The organism is Dehalobacter sp. (assembly GCA_023667845.1).
GTDB lineage: Bacteria > Bacillota > Desulfitobacteriia > Desulfitobacteriales > Syntrophobotulaceae > Dehalobacter.
Genome location: JAMPIU010000074.1, coordinates 1 through 1,192, shown reverse-complemented (window position 1 = coordinate 1,192; position 1,192 = coordinate 1). Strand labels below are relative to the sequence as shown.

At 45.8% G+C, this 1,192-nt stretch carries 2 protein-coding genes; one reads left to right on the top strand and one right to left on the bottom strand.

The annotated features are described in order from the left end of the window. The first annotated feature begins 323 nt into the window (after positions 1-323). Complete coding sequence (locus tag NC238_06385) at positions 324-605, top strand: metal-sensing transcriptional repressor (protein ID MCM1565569.1); 282 nt, start codon at positions 324-326, stop codon at positions 603-605. A gap of 6 nt (positions 606-611) precedes the next feature. Here the strand turns inward: NC238_06385 and NC238_06380 are convergent. Next, positions 612-1,192: energy-coupling factor ABC transporter ATP-binding protein (locus NC238_06380; GenBank protein ID MCM1565568.1), on the bottom strand; the 581-nt coding region annotated here is incomplete at its 5' end.

The following is a 1,192-nucleotide window of genomic DNA, read 5'->3' as shown; positions in this document are numbered from 1 at the left end:
ACCTTTTATCGGTGATGCCAACGTTGTTGTTCCCGAATACAAAGCTTTTTTAGTCAACATCAGAAAAGCTTAACTATTAGCTTAATTAATCATGTTTATGGTATCCTTAAAGTAAACAACCTGACTTATGCAGGAAAGGCAAAGAAAGAACAGCGTAACCACTTGAAACATAGTGGTTGGCGCTGTTTTTTCTTTGTCATATTTTCATGTGGAAATCACTTTTTCATATCACCTGGAATATTGAAGGTGAAATATAATGGAGCCCAGAATAAACATAAGTATAACATTTTTTTTACATCCGTTTATTAAAGGAGGAGGCCCAAATGGCCCATTCTCACGCTGATCATCATCCGAACAAGAAAAACGTGGTCAACCGGCTGGCCAGAATTATTGGCCATCTCAAGGGGATCAAAACAATGGTTGAAGAAGATGTGGACTGCAGCGAGATTCTGATTCAGCTTTCCGCTGTCCGCTCCGCTTTAAACAACACGGGTAAAATTATTTTAAATGATCATATCAATCACTGCCTTGTCCACGCCTGCGAGGAAGGCGACACAGAGATGATCAAAAGATTAAACGACGCTGTCAGCAAGTTCCTGAAATAGGATGAATCATTGGTTTTGCTTTTTCCCGCAGACTGGGCAATTCTGCAGGCACAGCGGCACTTCAAGCCCGCTTTGTTCCAATAGCTCAACATTAGTTAAAATACCTGCCGTGGTTCCGTCAGATATTACCTTCCCGTCTTTCAACACAATGGTTCTATCACAAAGCTCAAGTACCAGGTCCAAGTCATGGGTCGCAATTATTTTTGTATGTGAGAAACCTTTCAGAAGATTTATCAGCCTTCGCCTGGACCTGGGATCCAGTGCTGAAGAAGGCTCATCCAACACCATGATGTCGGGCGCCATGGAAAGCACAGTCGCTATCGCAGCGGCGCGTTTTTCGCCCCCCGAGAGCTTGTAAGGCGCCCGGTTCCTCAAATGCTCAATGCCAACCGTCTCCAGCGCCCGGCTAACCCTCTTCTCCACCTCCCGCTCATCCAGCTTGTAGTTGCGCGGTCCGAAAGCCACGTCATCATACACTGTTGTCATAAACAGCTGGTCGTCGGGGTTCTGGAAGAGCATGCCCATTTTCTGCCTGATCAGCGGCAGGGTTTTCTTAACCACCGGCACCTCACCCACAGTTACTTCCC